The organism is Bradyrhizobium sp. USDA 3262 (genome assembly GCF_054060035.1).
This window is the reverse complement of record NZ_JBSSCT010000001.1, coordinates 7,524,959-7,541,762: the sequence shown is the minus strand read 5'-3', so window position 1 is coordinate 7,541,762 and position 16,804 is coordinate 7,524,959. Positions and strand designations below refer to the sequence as shown.

The following is a 16,804-nucleotide window of genomic DNA, read 5'->3' as shown; positions in this document are numbered from 1 at the left end:
ACGCCGGATAGGGTAGAGCGTTGAACATCAACTATCCCTTTCCCGTATCTGTACAATTTAGCAACGATACACCTACCGTTGCGAGCAGGCAGCGTGCCGAATGGACCTTTACGCCAAAGCCCAGACCCTGGGAATCCAGACCGAGTATATCGATGGCAGCGGTCACCGCCGTGTGACAACCCCCGAGGCGCTCACGGCGATCCTCGACGCGCTGCCGCCGCAGGCGCCCCGTCGGATCATTGCCGATCCCGTGGTGATCAGAGGCGGCCAGGCCGCGCAAACGCAACTCTCGGAGGCTACCCGGCTTCCGGTGCAATGGAAGCTTGCGAATGGGACCGGGGTGCTCGCGCAGGGCGAGGCGCGTGAGCGCAGTGTGACGTGGCCGTCCGGTCTGCCCGAAGGCGTGCATCGGCTGCAACTGTCGGACGCATCGGGCGCCAGCGAGGAGCTGCCGCTGCTGGTGGCGCCGCACGGCGCGTTCGGCGGCGAGTTCGACCGCTGCTGGGTGATCGCGGTGCAGCTCTACGGCGTGCGGTCAGCGCGCAACTGGGGCATCGGCGACTTCACCGACCTGCAGCACCTGCTCGAATTCGCCCACCGGCTCGGCGCCGACGGCGTTGGGCTCAATCCGCTGCATGCGCTGTTCGACGATCGGCCCGGCGATTGCAGCCCGTACTCGCCGAACAGCCGGCTGTTCCTCAATGGGCTCTACATCGACGTCGAGCAGATTCCCGAATTCCGCGTCGATGCCGAGACCAGGGCAGCGCTGGCACAACTCCGTAGCCACGACATGGTCGACTATGTCGGCGTCGCCGCGCAGAAATGGCCCGCGCTGCGCGCGGCGTTCGCGGCCTTCAAGGCCAATCCCGGCCTCGGCCGTTGGCAGGATTTCGAGGCCTATCGCAACGAGCAGGGCACACTGCTGTCGCGCTTCGCCTGCTTCGAGGTGATGCGGCACAAATTCAACACGCCGTGGTGGGAATGGCCGGACGAATGGCGGCAGCCGAGCGATGCAGCTTGCGCCAAATTGCGCCGTGCGCGCGACTCCGCCGCCGAGGTCGAGTTCGTCGAATTCGTGCAATGGACCGCGGACCGTCAACTCGGCGCCTGCCAGGCGCTTGCGCACAAGCTCGGCATGCGGGTCGGGCTTTATCTCGATGTTGCCGTCGGCGTGCAGTCGGACGGTTTTGACGCCTGGAATGAGCAGACCGCGATCTCGCGCCATCTCGGCGTCGGCGCGCCGCCGGACCCGCTCAACACGGCGGGCCAGGACTGGGGGCTTGCCGGCTTCAATGCCGCGGGCCTTGAACAGCGCGCGTTCGAGCCGTTCAGGCAGATGCTGCGCGCCTCGATGCACCATGCCGGCGCAATCAGGCTCGACCATGCCTTCGGGCTGAAGCGGCTCTATCTGGTGCCGCGCGGCTTCGGGCCGGCCAATGGCGCCTATGTGCTGATGCCGTTCGAGGCGCTGCTGGCGGCGACCGCGCAGGAGAGCGTGGCGAGCCGCTGCGTCGTGATCGGCGAAGACCTCGGCACCGTACCTCCCGGGTTCCGCGAGCAGATGAACGGCTGGGGCATCTGGTCCTATCTCGTGATGATGTTCGAGACCGACGACCAGGGCGTCTTCCGCAATGCCGACTACTATTTGCCGGATGCGTTGGTGACCTTCAACACCCACGACCTTTCGACCTATGCGGGCTGGCGCTCGTTCAGCGACCTCAAGACCAAGCGTGCGCTCGGGATCGATCCCGGCGAGACCGACCAGGGGCGCTGGGATGCACTCGGCCATCTCGATGACGTGCTGCGCCGGCACGACATCCACGCCAACGATTTCTATTCGGTGGCGAGCTTCCTGGCACGGACGCGGTCGCGGATGATGGCGGTGTCGATGGAGGACCTGCTCGGCATTGTCGAGCAGCCGAACATCCCCGGCACCGTCTACGAGCATCCGAACTGGAAGCGGCGGCTCCCGGTCTCGATCGAGCATCTCGCGTCGGCGATCGACGTCGACGCGCTCAAGCGCGCGACCCGCGAGCGCTCGCACACCGGGTAACGCGGAGCGCAGCGCGTGGCCTCTCGTATCGAAGACTATGGGCTGATCGGAGATTGCGAGACCGCAGCCCTGGTCGGCCGCGACGGCTCGATCGACTGGCTGTGTTGGCCCGCGTTCGATTCCGACCCCTGCTTCGCGGCGCTGCTTGGCACGTCGAGGAATGGCCGCTGGCTGCTGGCGCCCGCCGGAGAGATCAGGCAGACCGCGCGGCGCTACTGGGACGATACGCTGATCCTGGAGACCCGGTTCGAGGCGGAAGGCGGCGCGGTCGCACTGATCGACTTCATGCCGCCGCGCGGCAACGCCTCCGATGTGGTCCGCCTCGTTCGCGGCGTCAGCGGCCGCGTCAAGATGCGCATGGAGCTGGTGATCCGCTTCGGCTTCGGCGTCGATGTTCCCTGGGTGCGGAAGAATCCGGATGGCGACGGACTTCTGGCGATCAGCGGGCAGGACATGACCGTGCTGCGCACGCCGGTCGAAACCCGCGGCAAGGACCTGACCACGTTCGCCGATTTCGAGGTCGGCGAGGGCGACACCGTGCCGTTCGTCCTGACCTATGGACCGTCCTATCACCCGGTGCCGGAGGCGATCGACCCCGAGGCTGCGCTGAAGGACACCGAGGAATACTGGCGGGAATGGTGCAGCCGTTCGACCTATGACGGCAGCTACCAACGCGCCCTCGTGATGCGCTCGCTGATCACGCTGAAAGCGCTGACCTACAGGCCGACCGGCGGCATCGTCGCGGCACCCACCACGTCGTTGCCGGAAAAGCTCGGCGGCGCGCGCAATTGGGACTACCGGTTCTGCTGGCTGCGCGATGCCACCTTTACGCTGCTGGCCCTGATGAATTCGGGCTACACCGAGGAAGCGGCGGCCTGGCACAACTGGCTGCTGCGGGCCGCAGCCGGCGCGCCGGCCAACATGCAGATCATGTATGGTATCCTGGGCCAGCGGCGCCTCCTGGAGTGGGAGGCCGGGTGGCTGTCCGGCTATGAAGGGGCGCAGCCGGTACGCGCCGGCAACGCCGCGCATGCGCAGCTTCAGCTCGACGTCTATGGCGAGTTGATCGACGCCTTCCACCAGTCCCGCATGGCCAAGCTGAAACTCGACGAAGAGAACTGGTCGCTGGAATGTACCGTCGTCACCCATCTCGCCGATGTCTGGGATCAGCCGGATCACGGCATCTGGGAGCGCCGCGGCACTCCCAGACACTACGTATTCTCCAAGGTGATGTGCTGGGTCGCCTTCGACCGCGCCATCAAGAGCGCAGAGCGGTTCGGCTTCAAGGGGCCGCTGGTCAAATGGCGGGTGCTGCGCGAGGCCATTCATCGCGACGTCTGCCAACGCGGCTTCGACCCTGGCCTCAACAGTTTCGTCGAGAGCTATGGCTCAAAGCTGCTCGACGCCAGCCTGCTGCTGCTGCCGTCGGTCGGCTTCCTGCCGCCGGCCGATCCGCGCATCCGCGGCACGATCGACGCGGTCGAGCGGCACATGATGCGCGACGGGTTCGTGCTGCGGCACGATCCGCGCGAGGTGTCCGATGAGATCCAGCCGATCGAGGGCGCGTTCCTGGCCTGCAGCCTGTGGCTTGCCGACGCTCATGTGCTGGCGGGAGATGTCGACAAGGCGCAGACCATGTTCGACCGCGTGGTCGCGGTCGCCAACGATCTCGGACTGTTGGCCGAGGAGTTCGATTCCGGCGCCGGCCGGCTGACCGGCAATTTCCCGCAGGCGCTGACCCATATCGCGTTGATCAACACCGCGCACAATCTCAGCGCCGCCAGGGCCGACGCCGAGAAGCCTGCGGTGCAGCGGTCGACCTAAACCACCGCGGCGATGCCGCCCTCCGTCTTTCGCTTGCGGGACCGCCGCAGGTCCGCGCTGCCAAAATATCGAAAACAACCCCATGCAAAGGAGCCGGCAGCTGCCAGCGTTCGACGAGTCAACTTGACATGTCGGGCAAATCAGGAGTATATTTCCAATATTCCGAAATCGTGCAAGCGACGATCACGCTGCGGCCCGCGCTCGATCACGGGTGGGGCGATCGTCCGCACGCCTCAGCGAAGCTGCAACACCGTGTCCATCGCGCGTGCGAAACCGTCGTGCTCGTTGGTTTCGGTGACATGCGTGGCGCGCGCCTTCACGTCATCGCCGGCATTGCCCATCGCGAAGGAGACGCCGCTTCGTGCGAACATCGGCAGATCGTTCTGCATGTCGCCGATCGTGGCGACGTTCTCCAGCGGCACGCCAAGGCGCTTGGCGATGCCCTCGACGAAGGTTCCCTTGTCGTGGCCCGGCGGGGTGACGTCGAGATAGTAGGTCTGCGAGCGGACCGCGGTGGCATCGCGGCCGACCATCTGCTGCATCTCCGCCTCGCAGCGTTGCAGCAGGGCTGCATCCGAGCTCGCGCCGACGATCTTGCAGGCCTGGTCGAGATAGGGAGCGAAATCGCCGACGATGGTCGGATCATGCTTGATCGTGTGCTGCTCGTGGGCGGTGTACTCGCCGTCAGGGTTGCGCGTCAGCCAGCGATCGTTGGTAAACAGCCAGATATCGACGCCGCGCTCGTGCAGCATGTCGATGCAGCGTTTTGCGACCGCTGCCGGGATCAAATGCTGCTCGAGGGGCTTGAGCTGCGGATCGACGATCGAGGAGCCGTTGAAGGCACCAATCGGCTGCGTGATCGCAAGCGGCGCAATCAGGAAACCCATCCCGATCGTCGGCCGGCTGGAGACGATGGTGAAGCCGATGCCGGCCTCATGCAGCCTGCGCACTGCCGCCCTGGCGCCTTCGGTCAAGGTCTTGTCCTTGGTGAGCAGCGTGCCGTCGACATCGGATACGACAAGGGCGATACGGGTCATGGGCGGTCCAGCTTCAGTTGAGTGACGATGTCTTCGACGATGATTTCGACCGGACGGTCGATCGCAACCGTGATCGGACGTTCCTCCGGTGTCGGCGGCTCCAGCGTCTTGAACTGGCTGGCGAGCAGCCCCGGCGGCATGAAATGGCCCTTGCGCGCGCCGAGCCGCGTGGCGATCAGCTCCTGCGAGCCGTCGAGGAAGACGATGCGGATATCGTCGCGGCCATGCACCAGGATGTCGCGATAGGCGCGCTTCAGCGCGGAGCAGGCGATGACGGCGCGTTCGCGGACGCCGCAGGTACGGTCGATCTCGTCGGCGATCGCGCGCAGCCAGGGCCAGCGATCCTCGTCGGTGAGCGGTTGTCCCGAATGCATTTTGGCGACATTGCTTGGCGGATGAAAACTGTCGCCGTCCTCGAAGCGCCAGCCGATCCTGATCGCAAGGCGGTCGGCGATGGTGCTCTTGCCCGAGCCGGAGACGCCCATCACGACCAGTGCGCAGGGGGTTTGTCCGTCACCCACGAAAGTCCTCCGGCAGCGCGGCCTGATCGATCAGCCAGACGGTCTCGCCCTGCGATCGCGCGCGGTTTGCCGGCGGGTTCTCGCCTGCGAACAGGCGCGTCAAGATCGCGCGCTTGTTCTCGCCCGCCACCTCGAACAGCATCTCGCGGCACGAGGCGAGCGCGGGCAGGGTCAACGACACGCGCGGCACGAACGGCTCGACATTGGCCTTGGGCACGCCGACCACCCAGCGCTGCGTTTCCTCGACCGCGGGATAACCCGGAAACAGCGAAGCGGTGTGGCCGTCGGGGCCGATGCCCATCAGCACCAGGTCGAACAGCGGCCGCTTCGGATCGAGCTGTTCGGCGCCGTAGAATGCCATCAGCTCGTTCTCGTACAGCGCCGCGCTGACGTCGGGATCCCTGAGATCGGCGGTGTCGGTCGCGATCGGATGGACATTCGCGGCCGGCGCACAGCGGTCGAGGAAGGCCTGGCGCGCCATGCTCATGTTGTGCAGCTTGTCCTTGCGCGGCACCAGTCGCTCATCGCCGATGAACCAGTCGATACGGTCCCACGGAATCCTCTGGCGATAGTCCGGCGTCGCCAGCAGCTGGTAGAGCGCCTTGGGGCTGGAGCCGCCGGTGAGGCACACGGCGATCCGGCCGCTGTTCTGGTCGATCCTGGCGATCATCCGCTCGGCGGCCGCCTGCGCCAGTGCCGCCGGATCGGCGACCGTGATGATCTGGCGCTCGCGGCTCGCGGTCATGTCAGCCCAGCTTCCGCCAGCTGCGGCCGTCGCGGGTGAGCAGCGCGTTGGCGGCCTCCGGGCCTTCGGTGCCGGCCTTGTAGGGCTGCAGGCCGCGGCTGCCGGCGCTCTTCCAGGCGTCGAGGAAAGGCTGCACCGCCTGCCACCCGGCCTCGACGCTGTCGGCACGCTGAAACAGGATGTTGTCGCCGATCATGCAGTCATAGATCAGCGTCTCGTAGCCGGTCGACGGCTCGGCCTTGAAGTAGTCCTTGTAGCGGAACTTCATCTCGACGCCGTCGATGTTGATGGTCGGGCCGGGTACCTTGGTGTTGAACTGCAGCTCGATGCCCTCGGTCGGCTCGGTGGAGATGACCAGGTAGTTCTGCGAGAGGCGGTCGACCGCGGTGTCGCGGAACATCGCGAACGGCGCCTGCTTGAACTTGATCGCGATCTCGGTGCGCTTGGTGGTGAGCGCCTTGCCGGTGCGCAGGTAGAACGGCACGCCGGCCCAGCGCCAATTGTCGATGGTCAGCTTCAGCGCGGCGTAGGTCTCGGTCGAGCTGTCGGGCCTGACGTCGGGCGTCTTGAGAAAGTCCTCGATCTCGGTGTCGCCGATCCGGCCGGCGCGATACTGGCCGCGCACCGAATTGTGCAGCGCTTCCTGTTCGCTCTGGGTCTGGATCGCGCTCAGCACCTCGGCTTTTTCGGAGCGCACCGCATGGGCGTCGAAGCGCGCCGGCGGCTCCATCGTCACCAGCGATAGCAGCTGGAACAGATGGTTCGGCACCATGTCGCGCAGCGCGCCGGTGGCGTCATAGAAGCTGCCGCGATGACCGACGCCGAGCTTCTCGTCCACGGTGATCTGGATATGGTCGATGTGGTTGCGGTTCCAGATCGGCTCGAACATGCCGTTGGCGAAGCGCAGTACCAGGATGTTCTGGACGGTTTCCTTGCCGAGATAGTGATCGATCCGGTAGATCTGGTGCTCGTCCATCAGCTTCAGCAGCGCTGAATTCAGCGCCTTGGCCGATGCCAGATCGGTGCCGAACGGCTTCTCCACGATCAGCCGGCGCCAGGCGCCGTTCTCCTCCAGCATGCCGGTGCGCCCGAGCTGCTGGCTGATCGGCAGGAACGCTCGCGGCGGGGTCGCGAGATAGAACAGCCGGTTGCCTCCGGTGCCGCGCGCCGTCTCGAGCTTGTCGAGCCGTTCGTTCATGGCATCGAAGGAGGGCGGATCGCTCGGATCGGCCTCGATCGAGGTGACGCATTCGAACAGCCGCGTGACGACCGCCTCATCGAGCGGCCGGGTCGCGAACTTGCGCAGCCCTTGCATCAGGCTGTCCTTCATCTGGTCGCTCGACATGCCCTTGCGGGCGATGCCGACGACGCAGAATTTGTCCGGCAGCAGATTGCCGGCAGCGAGATTGTAGAGCGCCGGGACGACCAGCCGGTGCGTCAGATCACCGGTGGCGCCGAAGATGATGAAGGAGCAAGGATCGGGTTTCTTCTGCACGTGACCTTCCGCGGTTATCTCGAGAGCTCCGTTCCGATTGTATCGGAACGGAGCTCTCGATTCTTGTTTTGACGCGTTTTCTTCACGCGAACCGGTGCCCACTTCGCTTGAAAACGCTTTTTAAGTTTTTTTCGGCGGCTCCTTGTGGCCGCCGAAACCCGCGCGCATCGCCGAGAGGATCTTCTCCGCGAAGGTGTGATCCTTGCGCGAGCGGAAGCGCGTGTAGAGCGCGGCGGTCAGCACCTCGGCCGGCACGGCTTCGTCGACCGCGGCATTGACGGTCCAGCGGCCTTCGCCGGAATCCTCGACAAAGCCGGAATAGTTGTCGAGCGTGTGGTTCTGCGCCAGCGCCGATGCGGTGAGGTCGAGCAGCCAGGACGGGATCACGCTGCCGCGCCGCCAGACTTCGGCGATGTCGGCGATGTCGAGGTCGAAGCGATGGTCCGGCGGCAGCGCCTCGATATTGGCGTTCTTCAGGATGTCGAAGCCTTCGGCATAGGCCTGCATCAGGCCGTATTCGATGCCGTTATGGATCATCTTGACGAAATGCCCTGCGCCGATCGGACCGGCGTGGATGTAGCCCTGTTCGATGCGCGGATCGCGGCCCTCGCGGCCGGAGGTGCGCGGAATGTCGCCGATGCCGGGCGCCAGCGTCTTGAAGATCGGGTCGAGCCGGTCGACCACCTTCTTGTCGCCGCCGATCATCATGCAGTAGCCGCGCTCGATGCCCCAGATGCCGCCGCTGGTGCCGACATCGACGTAATGCAGCCCGCGCTCCCTGAGCGCCTTGCCGCGGCGGACGTCGTCCTGCCAGAAGGTGTTGCCGCCATCGATGATGACGTCGCCTGGCTGCATCAGCTTCGACAGCGCCTCGATGGTGGCTTCGGTGATCTTGCCGGCCGGCAGCATCACCCAGGCGGTGCGCGGCGCCTCCAGCTTGAGGACGAAATCCTCCAGCGACGAGGACCCGGTGGCATTGTCGGCGACGAGCGCCGCGACGGCCTTCGGATCCTTGTCGTAGACCACGGTGGTGTGGCCCTGGGTCATCAGGCGGCGGACGATGTTGCCGCCCATCCGCCCGAGGCCGATCATGCCGAGTTGCATCCCTCGCCTCCGTCAGTTCAGTGCAGCCGAGATCGCGGCATCGAGCGCCGCGAGCCCGGAGGTGAGATCGCCCTTGAGATGCACGCGCAGCGCCCGCCGGCCGCGCTCGGTGAGCACGTCGAAATCGCCGCGCGCCTGCGCCGCCTTGATCACGCCGAAGCTCGCCTTCTGGCCGGGTACCGGCAGGTCCTCCGTATCGTCGGTCGTGACCTGCAGGAACACGCCGCTGTCGGGTCCGCCCTTGTAGGCCTGCCCGGTCGAATGCAGGAAGCGCGGACCGAACTCGGCGCAGGTCGCAAGGTGCTTTGCGTCGCGTAGCTTCAGCCGCATCGCCTGCATGGCGTCGATGGTGTCGCCGTCGCGCTCGATATAGGCGAGCAGGGCGACATAGTCGCCGCGGCCGGACCGCGAGAGGTGCGCCTTGATCCAGGAGTTGAGATCGCCGTTCGCACCGGCCTTGCGCAGCTCCTCGGCGTTCTGCGCGTCGGTGTAGAGATCGACCCCGTCCGCCGATACCACCGGCTGTTCGGCCGGCAGCGATCCGGTCTTCTCGAACGCGGCCGTCAGCTCGCGGGTCTTGATCTTGGCAGCTTCGACGTCGGGCTGGTTGAACGGGTTGATGCCGAGGATCGAGCCGGCCACCGCGGTCGCGATCTCGAAGCGGAAGAACTCCTGGCCGATATGGTCGATCGACTTCATCACGATCCGAACCACGGGATGGCCGGCGGCCTCGAGCGCCGCGAGTTTGGCCTCATGCGCGGCGTCGTTCTCGCTATCCGTGCGCAGATCGATGAAGAAGCGGTCGTTGCCGTAGACCGCCGCCTCGCCAATCGTCTCGCCCTCGATCGGGATCAGGCCCTTGCCGTCCTTGCCGGTCGATTCCGCGATCAGCTGCTCGGCCCAGGCGCCGAAATCGGCAACGTCCGGCGAGGCGAAGATCGTCACCTTGTCGCGGCCTTCGAGGCCCGCGATCCCCATCGCGAGCCCGAGTTGCACGCCCGGGTTCTCCTGCGGCGGCACGTCGGCACCGCAGGAGCGCACCATCGCGAGCGTATGGCCGAGCAGGCTGCGGACGTCGATGCCGGCAGCGGCCGCCGGCACCAGGCCGAACGGCGACAGCACGGAATAGCGGCCGCCGATCGCAGGGTCGCCGTAGAAGATGCGGGCAAAACCCTGCTTGATCGCGACCTTCTGCAGCGAGGAGCCGGGATCGGTCACCGCGATAAAGCGGTGGCCGGCCTTGTCCTTGCCGATCGCCTTCGCCACCCGATCGAAGAAATAGTCCTTCATCACGTTCGGCTCGGTGGTGCCGCCGGATTTGGAGGAGACGATGAACAGCGTCCTTGCGATGTCGACATACTCCTCCATCGCGCGCACCTGCGCCGGATCGGTGGAATCGAGCACGTGCAGCCGCGGGAAGCCGGACCGGTGCGGGAAGGTCTGGGCCAAGACCTCCGGCCCGAGGCTCGACCCGCCCATGCCGAGCACGACGGCATCGGTGAAGTTCTGCCCCTTCACGCGCTGGGCGAAGTCCTCGTAGTCGGCGACGTTCGCGGTGGCCGCGCTGGTGAGCCAGCCCAGCCATTTGTCCTCGTCGTCGCCGGTCCAGACCGATTTGTCCTTGTGCCAGAGCCTTCGGATCCTGGCCGAGGCGCGCCATTCCTCGGTGCTCTTCTCGACCGCCTTCTCGATGGCGGCGCCGAGCGCGAGCTTCTGGCGGTCGATGCCGCCGCCGAGCGAGGTGGCGCGCTTGTGGGCGACCGCGCCGTAGAGCTTGTCGGCCGCGTCGGCGAACAGCTTGACGCCGTCCTTGACCAGCTCCTCGGTGATCGCATCGAGCGAGATGCCGGACTTCTCCAGCTCCTCCAGCACATGGCGGGCGGCCTCGACATTCTCCTCGAGGCTGTCGCGGACCTTGCCGTGGTCGCGGAAGGCGTCGAGCGTCGCCGGCGGCACGGTGTTGACGGTGTCGGGACCGATCAGTTCCTCGACATAGAGCACGTCGCTATAATCCTTGTTCTTGGTGCCGGTCGACGCCCACAGCAGCCGCTGCGGCTTGGCGCCCTTGGCGGTGAGCTTGTCCCAGCGCGTGCCCGAGAACAGCCGCTTGTAGTCCTGGTAGGCAAGTTTGGCATTGGCGATCGCGACCTTGCCCTTCAAGGCCGCGAGCCGCTCCTTTTCGTGCGGATCGTTGGCCTTCGCGATCTTCTCGTCGAGCTGCTTGTCGACGGCGCTGTCGATCCGGCTGACGAAGAAGCTCGCGACGCTCGCGACATGGGAGGGATCGCCGCCCTTGCCGACGTATTTCTCCAGGCCCTTGAGATAGGCCTCGGCGACCTGGCGATAGACCTTCTGCGAGAACAGCAGCGTGATGTTGATGCTGATGCCTTCGCCGATCAGGTACTCGATCGCCGGCAGGCCCTCGGGCGTCGCCGGCACCTTGACCATCAGGTTCTTGCGGTGGACGTCCTTCCAGAGCCGTTCGGCTTCCGCGATCGTTCCCTTGGTGTCCATCGCGAGATAGGGCGACACCTCGAGGCTGACGAAGCCGTCGCCGCCGTGGCTCTGGTCGTAGACCGGGCGCAGCACGTCGGCGGCGTGCTGGATGTCCTCGACCGCAAGGTGCTCGAACAGGTCGGCGACCGAGCGGTCGCCGTTCTTGAGGGCCTTGCCGATCGCCCCGTCATATTCGTCGGAGCTGCCGATCGCCTTCTCGAAGATCGAGGGGTTGGATGTCACGCCTTTGACGCCGTCGGTCTCGATCAGCCGCTTCAGGTCGCCATCGGCGACGAAGCCGCGGGCGAGGAAGTCCAGCCAGACGGCCTGGCGGTGATTTTCGAGTGCTTTGACGGGGTTCATGGGTGCCTGTTCTCGTTCGGTCGAGGGTCGATTTTTGGGTTCCCGGGCAGCTTTCGGGGGCGGAGGGGGATTGTCAACATGGCTGGGGCCCCGGGCGGAATATCAGCATTTCCAAGGGATAACGCCATTCACAACAGTTCGATCCCCTCGGACGCGGTCCGAGCAGACCCTGATCTCGGCACATTTTTATGACGCGTTGCGGCGCAGGACCGCGCGTCAGGGCCGCAGGTAGAGGTAACCCTGGGATTGCAGCTCGGCGACGCGGACCACCCCGCCGCGCTCGGCGGCGACGAAGCCGGGGAGCAAGTCGGCGAGGCCGATGTTCTGCGATTTCATGGTGTTGCCGCAGGCGGCGAACTCGATCCCATCCCTGGTGAATTGCCTGACATGTTTTGACAGGTCGGGATTGGCGGCGGCTGAATGAAACGCCTTCAGCGCCTGGCCGTGCACCACCACCGCAATCGTGACATTGCCGGGGCCGCCGACGCCGTCGAGATGGTTCTGGATGTTGCCGATCACGAAATTGACCTTGTCGAGGTCATTGAGGTGATAGACCACCTTCAGCTTTTGCGGCGGCGCTTCGGTGGCGGCGTCGGCTCGTGACGCTGCGAAGACGGCGCCGATCGCCGACACGGTGCCCCACAGGATGCTGCGTCGGTGCATGGCGTCCCTCGCGCAACTATTGTTGATCCGGTGTTGTCCCTTTGGGCAAACCTATCATTTGTGCCGGAGCGCGGCGAGTTCCTTGCGGTCGGTCACAAGTTCGGCGCATTCGCCTAAGTCGACGCGATCGACCCGAAAGATCTTGTCGTCGGCGCCGGCGAACAGCGCTTCGCCCGCATCGTCGTCGGGCTTGTTGCGATTCCACACCATGATGCGGCCAAGGCGCGCAATGGCGGATTTATTGTCCCTGGATAACGCCACGGTGATGCCGCCGCCCTCGCAATCCACGCTGCATTCGAAGCGTATTTCGTGTCCGGATTCGGTCGCGATGGCGTGATTGCAGTAGCCGCTGGAGTCGAAATTGCCGGAGCGGTGGTGGTATGTGACGCCGAGCCGGAATGAATGGTTGGTGGCCTTGTCCTCCGGCGCGTCTTCCGCTGCCACCAGAAGCTTCATCGCGCTGACCTTCTGCTTTGGATGCTGCGCCAGATGATTTGCATCGTACCGCCGCACAAAGCAGGCATAGGCTTTCGCGCCAGGCGGGCCAGCGAACATCCTGTTGTCGAAGGCGGCCGCCGCGGCCTTGTCGACGCCCTCCTGCGCCTGGGCGGTTAACGGCGCGCCGGTACAGCCGGCGGCTGCAAGTGCGACAACAAGGAACGCCTGCTTCATGGCCGGCCTCGGGAATAGCTGGCGCCTCCAAGGTGTCATCTTTAAAGCGCGGCAATGGTGCCGCGCGGAACTGCGCGGGCTCGTTGCCTTAGTCGCGGCGACACGGAGGCACGTTCAACGGCGGCTAAACGTTTGTTCATGCGAGTCTGTGACGCGCGCATCTTGACGCCACGGCTGAACGGTCACACTTTTTCAGGGAAGCCCAACGTTCATCGCCGGACGGGAAAGTTGCCCGCTCGGATGTCCGCTTCGGAGGCCTGGGCCCCGGTAAACCACGGATGTGGCGAAGGGGTTACAGCCACCAAAAACAAGGGGATATTGATGAACCATTAAGCTTCCTGCCTGTTGATAAGGCAGAGGCTGCACGCGCCGTGCATTGCCGAACTGAGTCGGTCGAGTGTCCAATAGACCCAGCGTGCCGACGCTGATTCGATCCTAGGACGCTCTTGTTACGACTCGTGTCAGTCGTGCGGCGATACATATCGTGGAGAGAGGGATCATGTACAACGATTCTTTGTTCAACGCCTTCGCAAGGTCGTTTGAAGCGCGAAGCCAGACCGACATGTCGATGGCCGAGTATTTGGAGTCGTGTCGAAGTGATCCGATGCGATATGCAAATGCGGCCGAGCGGTTATTGGCGGCAATCGGTGAGCCCCAGATGATCGACACGGCCAAGGACCCACGCCTTGGCCGTATCTTTTTGAACCGTACCATCAGGTCGTATCCGGCCTTCGCCGGCTTCTACGGCATGGAGGACACGATCGAGCGCCTCGTCGGCTTCTTCCGTCACGCCGCGCAGGGCCTCGAAGAGCGCAAGCAGATCCTCTATCTGCTCGGGCCGGTCGGCGGCGGCAAGTCGTCGCTCGCCGAGCGCATCAAGGCGCTGATGGAGATTCATCCGATCTACGTGCTGAAGGCGGGCGACGAGCTGTCGCCGGTGTTCGAGAGCCCGCTTGGGCTGTTTGATCCCGAGACGCTTGGCCCGATGATCGAGGAGAAGTACGGCATTCCGCGCCGCCGGCTCAGCGGGCTGATGTCGCCCTGGGCCTACAAGCGGCTCGAAGCCTTCGGTGGCGACATCTCGCAATTCCGCGTCGCGCGCATCCAGCCTTCAAGGCTGCGCCAGATCGCGGTTGCCAAGACCGAGCCCGGTGACGAGAACAACCAGGACATCTCCTCGCTGGTCGGCAAGGTCGACATCCGCAAGCTCGAGACCTACGCCCAGAACGATCCCGACGCCTACAGCTATTCCGGCGGCCTCAACCGCGCCAACCAGGGCGTGCTCGAATTCGTCGAGATGTTCAAGGCGCCGATCAAGATGCTGCACCCGCTGCTGACCGCGACGCAGGAGGGCAACTACATCGGCACCGAGAATATCGGCGCGATTCCGTTCACCGGCATCATCCTCGCGCACTCCAACGAGGCGGAGTGGCAGAGCTTCAAGACCAACAAGAACAACGAGGCCTTCATCGACCGCATCTGCGTCATCAAGGTCCCGTACGTCCTGCGGGTCACCGAGGAGCAGAAGATCTACGAGAAGCTGATCCAGGGCTCCGAGCTTGCCGCAGCACCTTGCGCTCCGGCGACGCTGGAGACGATGGCGCGCTTCTCGGTGATGTCGCGGCTGCGCAAGCACGAGAACTCGACGCTGTTCGGCAAGATGCGGGTCTATGACGGCGAGAGCCTCAAGGAATCCGATCCGAAGGCGCGCAGCGTTCAGGAGTACAAGGACGCGGCCGGCGTCGACGAGGGCATGGACGGCGTCTCCACCCGCTTTGCCTTCAAGGTGCTCGCCTCGACCTTCAACCATGACACCACCGAAGTCGGCGCCGATGCGGTGCACCTGATGTATGTGCTGGAGCAGGCGATCCGCCGCGAGCAGCTGCCTGACGAGACCGAGAAGCGCTATCTCGAATTCATCAAGGCCGACCTCGCGCCGCGCTATGCCGAGTTCATCGGCAACGAGATCCAGAAGGCCTATCTGGAATCCTACGCCGACTACGGCCAGAACCTGTTCGACCGCTATGTCGACTACGCCGACGCCTGGATCGAGGATCAGGACTTCAAGGATCCCGACACCGGCCAGCTGATGAACCGCGAGCTCCTGAACCAGGAGCTGACCAAGATCGAGAAGCCCGCCGGCATTGCCAACCCGAAGGACTTCCGCAACGAGGTCGTCAAGTTCTCGCTGCGTTCGCGGGCGCACAACAATGGCAAGAACCCGAGCTGGACCTCCTACGAAAAGGTTCGCGACGTGATCGAGAAGCGGATATTCTCGCAGGTCGAGGATCTGCTTCCGGTGATCTCGTTCGGTTCCAAGAAGGACGGCGAGACCGAGAAGAAGCACGGCGAGTTCGTCGAGCGGATGGTGGAGCGCGGTTATACCGAGCGCCAGGTCCGCCGGCTCGTCGAGTGGTACATGCGGGTGAAGCAGGCCGGCTAATGCGCGATCCGGAAAGCCGGCACCGGCTTTCCGTTTCGTCCCGTCTCGTCCCGTCCCGTCGAAGAAAAATGCGATGCGACTTTCATGATCGCATCCGGTGAGGCAGATGCAACGTGGTCATGCATATCGTCGATCGGCGGTTGAATCCGGGTAGCAAGAGCCTGGAGAACCGGCAGCGCTTCCTGCGGCGCGCCAAGGCGCTGGTGCAGGGAGCTGTCAAGAAGTCGTCGCAGGACCGGGACATCAAGGATGTCCTGGAGGGCGGCGAGGTGACGATCCCGCTGGACGGCATGGACGAGCCGCGGTTCCGGCGCGAGGGCGGCACGCGCGACATGGTGCTGCCCGGCAACAAGAAGTTCGTCGAGGGCGACTGGCTGCAGCGCCCGAACCAGAGCGGTGCCAAGGGCTCCGGCGCTGGCGAGGGCGACAGCGAGGACGCCTTCCGCTTCGTGCTCAGCCGCGAGGAGTTCGTCGACCTTTTCCTCGACGACCTCGAATTGCCCGACCTTGAAAAGCGCAAGCTCGCGGAAACCGAGAGCGAGGGCCTCCGGCGCGCGGGTTATGCGACATCGGGCTCGCCCGCTAACATCTCGATCAGCCGCACGGTGAGCCGGGCGCTGGCGCGGCGTGTGGCGCTGCGCCGGCCGCGCAAGGACGAGATCGAGACGCTCGAGGCCGAGCTTGCGGAATGCGAGGACGATACGCGCCGCCGCGAACTGCTCACGCTGCTCGAAGCGCTGAAGGCCAAGGCCAAGCGGATCCCGTTTATCGATCCGATCGACATCCGCTATCGCCGCTTCGAGACGGTGCCGAAGCCGGTGGCGCAGGCCGTGATGTTCTGCCTGATGGACGTCTCTGGCTCGATGTCCGAGCACATGAAGGATCTGGCAAAGCGGTTCTACATGCTGCTCTACGTGTTCCTGAAGCGGCGCTACAAGCACGTCGAGATCGTGTTCATCCGCCACACCGACCGCGCCGAAGAGGTCGACGAGGACACGTTCTTCCATGGACCGGCGTCGGGCGGCACGCTGGTGTCGAGCGCACTGGTCGCGATGCACGATATCGTCCGCACCCGCTTCCGTCCGGCCGACTGGAACATCTACGCCGCTCAGGCCTCGGACGGCGACAACATGACTTCCGATAGCGCGCTGACCGGCCATCTCCTGACCGAAAAGATCCTGCCGGTTTGCCAGTTCTTCGCCTATCTCGAGGTCGGCGAAGCCGCCAACTACACCTTCGACATGCCGGATTCCTCACTCTGGACCCTCTATGAGCGCCTGCGCAACGAGGGCGAGCCGCTGTCGATGCGCAAGGTGAGCGAGCGCGGCGAGATCTTCCCGGTGTTCCAGGACCTGTTCAAGCGCCGCAGCAAGCAGGAAAGGGTGTAG

The 16,804-nt window shown here is 64.9% G+C and carries 12 protein-coding genes; 4 read left to right on the top strand and 8 right to left on the bottom strand.

The window, feature by feature from the left end; all coding sequences use genetic code 11:
* The first annotated feature begins 100 nt into the window (after positions 1–100).
* Together malQ and ACVWYP_RS35685 are read left to right on the top strand one after the other, a co-directional pair.
* Positions 101–2,053 (top strand): 4-alpha-glucanotransferase, encoded by a 1,953-nt coding sequence (gene malQ / locus ACVWYP_RS35690; protein WP_304496542.1) that lies wholly within the window; start codon positions 101–103, stop codon positions 2,051–2,053.
* A gap of 15 nt (positions 2,054–2,068) precedes the next feature.
* On the top strand, positions 2,069–3,877 hold the full coding sequence (locus tag ACVWYP_RS35685; RefSeq protein ID WP_304496541.1) for a glycoside hydrolase family 15 protein: 1,809 nt from the start codon (positions 2,069–2,071) through the stop codon (positions 3,875–3,877).
* 233 nt (positions 3,878–4,110) lie between these two features.
* Here ACVWYP_RS35685 and ACVWYP_RS35680 read toward each other — a convergent pair whose 3' ends face one another.
* From ACVWYP_RS35680 to ACVWYP_RS35645, 8 genes are all read right to left on the bottom strand, one after another.
* Positions 4,111–4,914, bottom strand: coding sequence for a Cof-type HAD-IIB family hydrolase (locus ACVWYP_RS35680; protein WP_304496540.1), 804 nt, complete (start codon positions 4,912–4,914; stop codon positions 4,111–4,113).
* Positions 4,911–5,399 carry a gluconokinase gene (locus ACVWYP_RS35675; protein ID WP_051002821.1) on the bottom strand — a complete coding sequence of 163 codons (489 nt, stop codon included), beginning with the start codon at positions 5,397–5,399 and terminating at the stop codon, positions 4,911–4,913. Before ACVWYP_RS35675 ends, ACVWYP_RS35680 begins: the two co-directional genes overlap by 4 nt.
* 28 nt (positions 5,400–5,427) lie before the next feature.
* Positions 5,428–6,180 carry a 6-phosphogluconolactonase gene (gene pgl / locus ACVWYP_RS35670; RefSeq protein WP_456684272.1) on the bottom strand — a complete coding sequence of 251 codons (753 nt, stop codon included), beginning with the start codon at positions 6,178–6,180 and terminating at the stop codon, positions 5,428–5,430.
* Position 6,181: 1 nt separating this feature from the next.
* Positions 6,182–7,675, bottom strand: coding sequence for a glucose-6-phosphate dehydrogenase (gene zwf / locus ACVWYP_RS35665; RefSeq protein WP_304496539.1), 1,494 nt, complete (start codon positions 7,673–7,675; stop codon positions 6,182–6,184).
* 120 nt (positions 7,676–7,795) lie between these two features.
* Positions 7,796–8,779 carry a phosphogluconate dehydrogenase (NAD(+)-dependent, decarboxylating) gene (gene gnd / locus ACVWYP_RS35660; protein ID WP_304496538.1) on the bottom strand — a complete coding sequence of 328 codons (984 nt, stop codon included), beginning with the start codon at positions 8,777–8,779 and terminating at the stop codon, positions 7,796–7,798.
* Positions 8,780–8,791: 12 nt separating this feature from the next.
* Entirely contained in the window at positions 8,792–11,638 is a 2,847-nt protein-coding gene (locus ACVWYP_RS35655) for a bifunctional transaldolase/phosoglucose isomerase (protein WP_304496537.1), read from the bottom strand.
* Positions 11,639–11,854: 216 nt separating this feature from the next.
* A complete protein-coding gene (locus ACVWYP_RS35650) occupies positions 11,855–12,301 on the bottom strand; it encodes a DsrE family protein (RefSeq protein WP_304496536.1) in 447 nt (148 codons plus the stop codon).
* A gap of 54 nt (positions 12,302–12,355) precedes the next feature.
* Positions 12,356–12,973, bottom strand: coding sequence for a hypothetical protein (locus ACVWYP_RS35645; protein WP_304496535.1), 618 nt, complete (start codon positions 12,971–12,973; stop codon positions 12,356–12,358).
* A gap of 499 nt (positions 12,974–13,472) precedes the next feature.
* Here ACVWYP_RS35645 and ACVWYP_RS35640 point away from each other — a divergent pair, with 499 nt between their 5' ends.
* Entirely contained in the window at positions 13,473–15,416 is a 1,944-nt protein-coding gene (locus tag ACVWYP_RS35640) for a PrkA family serine protein kinase (protein ID WP_028342433.1), read from the top strand.
* Positions 15,417–15,535: 119 nt separating this feature from the next.
* On the top strand, positions 15,536–16,804 hold the full coding sequence (locus ACVWYP_RS35635; protein WP_304500358.1) for a YeaH/YhbH family protein: 1,269 nt from the start codon (positions 15,536–15,538) through the stop codon (positions 16,802–16,804).